This window comes from Promicromonospora sp. NPDC023987, from assembly GCF_040639055.1.
Taxonomy (GTDB): Bacteria; Actinomycetota; Actinomycetes; order Actinomycetales; family Cellulomonadaceae; genus Promicromonospora.
Window position 1 is genome coordinate 1 of record NZ_JBEZZF010000150.1, and the last position, 2,769, is coordinate 2,769.

3 protein-coding genes are annotated in these 2,769 nt (G+C 68.7%); all 3 read left to right on the forward strand.

Annotated features, from left to right (window positions below):
* Positions 1-171 precede the first annotated feature (171 nt).
* From AB0F40_RS27410 to AB0F40_RS27420, 3 genes are read left to right on the forward strand one after another with little or no spacing between them, the layout of a single operon-like run.
* A complete protein-coding gene (locus AB0F40_RS27410; RefSeq protein WP_357475478.1) occupies positions 172-1,125 on the forward strand; it encodes a sugar ABC transporter permease in 954 nt (317 codons plus the stop codon).
* On the forward strand, positions 1,125-1,964 hold the full coding sequence (locus tag AB0F40_RS27415) for a carbohydrate ABC transporter permease (RefSeq protein ID WP_357475480.1): 840 nt from the start codon (positions 1,125-1,127) through the stop codon (positions 1,962-1,964). The genes AB0F40_RS27410 and AB0F40_RS27415 overlap by 1 nt, the downstream gene beginning before the upstream one ends.
* A complete protein-coding gene (locus AB0F40_RS27420; RefSeq protein ID WP_357475481.1) occupies positions 1,961-2,650 on the forward strand; it encodes a DUF624 domain-containing protein in 690 nt (229 codons plus the stop codon). Before AB0F40_RS27415 ends, AB0F40_RS27420 begins: the two co-directional genes overlap by 4 nt.
* Positions 2,651-2,769 lie beyond the last annotated feature (119 nt).

Below are 2,769 nucleotides of genomic sequence, written 5' to 3' on the forward strand. Positions count from 1 at the left end.
GGTCGCGGCCGCGGCCTGCGGTGGGGCGGGCGCGAGCGGGGGCCGGGCGCGGCGCCGCGTGCGGGGGCGCGCCCCCCCCCCCCCCCCGCCGCCCCCCCCCCCCCCCCCCACGACCGGGAAGCCGGCCCGCGCGGGCCTGGACCAACAAGCACTCAAGAGGAGACACACCCCATGACGACACCGGTCGTCGGCAACCAGCGGACCCTCGGGTTCTCGCAGCCCGCGCCCCCGCCGCCGCTCAAGACCCCACGCATGTCGCTCAAGGTGCGCAACGCGCTGATCGGCTGGACGTTCATCCTGCCGAACTTCCTCGGCTTCGCGGTACTCACCCTGACGCCGGTGTTCACGCTGTTCTACATGTCCCTGACGGACTGGAACATCTTCGGGACCGCCAAGTGGGTCGGCCTCGAGAACTTCGCCAGGCTGGTGGGCGACAAGAGCTTCCACATAGCGCTCGGCAACACCTTCTACTACGCGGCGCTGCACATCCCGATCACCATCGTGGTGTCCCTCAGCCTCGCGCTGCTGCTCAACCAGAAGCTGCGCGGCGCCGCGTTCTTCCGCACCGTGGCGTTCTTCCCGTACATCACGTCGATCGTCGCGGTCGCCGTGGTGTGGAACATGCTGTTCAGCCCCGAGTTCGGGCCGATCAACCAGTTCCTTGGCCTGTTCACCAACGGCGAGGTGCCCGGCTGGACGGTCTCCAAGGACTGGGCCATGCCCGCCGTGATCATCGTGGGCACCTGGAAGGACATGGGCTACTACATGCTCCTGTTCCTGGCCGGCCTGCAGACCGTGCCGACCGAGCTGCACGAGGCCGCCCGGATCGACGGCGCCGGCGCGTGGCAGCGGTTCTGGAACGTCACCCTGCCCTGCCTGCGACCCACGATGTTCTTCGTCACCGTGATGGTCACCATCCAGAGCCTGAAGGTCTTCGACCTGATCCTCGTCATGACCGACGGCGGTCCGGGGCAGGCCACGCTCGTCCTGAGCCAGTACATCTTCCAGAAGGGCTTCGAGCAGTTCCAGTTCGGGTACGCCTCGGCCGTCGCCGTCGTCCTGTTCCTCATCTGCATCCTCGTGACCGTGGTGCAGTTCCTGTACAACAAGCGGAGGGATGCGTGATGGCCGCCCGTACGTCCGCGCTCCGGAAGTCCGGCCGGGTCCTGCTCTATGCGACGATGATCGTCGCGGCGGCGGGCATCATGCTGCCGTTCGGCTGGATGGTGATCTCGTCACTGAAGCTCAACAACCAGGTGTTCACGGCACCGGTGCAGTGGATCCCAGATCCGGTGCAATGGCGCAACTACATTGACATCTGGGTCAAGGCCGACATGGTCACCTGGGTGCGCAACACCCTCGTCGTATCGGTGGCCGTGACCTTTCTGCAGGTGCTGACCGGCAGCTTCGCCGCCTACGGCTTCGCCAAGATGCGCTTCCCGGGCCGCGACGCGCTGTTCCTGCTGTACATCGGCACCATCGCGGTGCCGTGGCAGTCCTACATGATCCCGCAGTTCCAGATGCTCTCGAGCTGGGGGCTCAACAACACCCTGTGGGCGATCATGCTGCTGCAGGCGTTCGGCGCCTTCGGCGTGTTCCTCATGAAGCAGTACTACGAGTCCATCCCGGACTCGCTGTCGGAGGCGGCGCGCATCGACGGGCTCTCCGAGTACGGGATCTGGTGGCGCATCATCATGCCGCTGTCGGTGCCGGCCCTGGCGTCCCTGACGATCATCACGTTCGTCCAGACCTGGAACGACTACCTCGGCCCTCTCATCTACCTGCGTGAGCGGCCGCTGTGGACCATCCAGCTCGGCCTCCAGTCGTTCATCGGGGAGTACAACGCCGAGCACGCGCTGATCATGACGGGCTCGGTGCTGTCGGTGCTGCCGATCGCGCTGATCTTCCTCTTCGGCCAGCGCTACTTCATCCAGGGCATCGCGACGACGGGCGTCAAGGGATGACCACCGCGGACACCGCGGGGGCAGCCCCGCGCCGCCGGCCGCTGATCGGGCCGGAGACCTACGAGATGGTGTTCGGCACCGTCTACACCGGGCTGATGACGAACCTGCTCCTGGCAGTCGCGTGCCTGCCCCTCGTCGTGCTGCTCGCGGCGACGGACCCCGGGACGACGTGGCCGTACCTCGCCGTGGCGGCGCCCCTGCTCGGGCCGGCCCTGGCGGCTGCGTTCGCGGTGTTCGCCGCCTTCAGCTCCGACGGGTCGACGGCAGTCGTGCGCACCTTCGTGCACGCATGGCGCAAGCACCTGCGTCGGGGCCTGGCGATCGGGGCGCTCGCGACGGGCGCCGTGGTCGTCGCAGCCGTCGACGTGGCGTTCTTCTGGGGCCGCACCGCGGGTGCGGTGGCCATCCCGGTGCTCGTGTCCCTCGCGGTCGGCGCGGTGCTGACGGCGGTGCTCGCGCTCGCGGCCGTGCCCGAGATGCTGGGGGCGCGCCTGCGTGCGGTGCTGCTCGCCGCCGTCGTGCTCGGGGCGCGGCGCTGGTACCTCTCGGCGGGGGCGGCTCTGGTACTGGCGCTGCTGGTGTCGGTGCTGGCGGCCCGCCCGGTGGTGGGTCTCGGCTTCGCCGCCGCACCGCTCCTGTACGCGATCTGGGGCATCTGCCGCTTCACCCTCCGCGTGCCCCGGTAGCCGGGTAGCCCGGGTAGGCCGCGCAGGGTGGTCGGTAGAACGTCAGGTGGTCGGTAACCCGGGGTACCGACCCCCTTCCGGTTTGACCGGGAGGGCGCGCACGGCGTAACGTCATACAG

Coding starts and splice junctions, on each gene's coding strand:
- AB0F40_RS27420 (WP_357475481.1), top strand. CDS start 1,961: ATGACCACCGCGGACACCGCGGGGGCAGCCCCGCGCCGCCGGCCGCTG.
- AB0F40_RS27415 (WP_357475480.1), top strand. CDS start 1,125: ATGGCCGCCCGTACGTCCGCGCTCCGGAAGTCCGGCCGGGTCCTGCTC.
- AB0F40_RS27410 (WP_357475478.1), top strand. CDS start 172: ATGACGACACCGGTCGTCGGCAACCAGCGGACCCTCGGGTTCTCGCAG.